A 266-nucleotide genomic window follows, 5' to 3' on the forward strand; every position below is an offset into this window, starting at 1 on the left:
GGTCCGCACGCTGCTGTCGAAGCTCGACGCGGAGGAGCTCCGCATCCTCAAGAGCCTGAACCTTCTGACCTCGCATCCGGTGCTTTATGTTTGCAACGTCGCCGAGGCGGATGCCGTGACCGGCAACGAGCACACCGCTGCAGTCGAAGCCATGGCGAAGGAACAGAATTCCGAGGTGGTGATCATCTCCGCCGCCATCGAAGCGGAAGTAGCCCAGCTGCCTGAAGAGGAAGCGACGGAATTCCTCTCCGCTCTCGGCCTCGATG

Annotated in this window: 1 protein-coding gene; it reads left to right on the top strand. The window is 61.7% G+C overall.

The genetic code is table 11. The features are described 5' to 3' along the window. A partial coding sequence (locus ACR9ZK_RS22200) for a hypothetical protein (protein ID WP_481344106.1) occupies positions 1-266 on the top strand: 266 nt, incomplete at both ends.

Source organism: Monashia sp. HAY1-5C, from assembly GCF_056755255.1.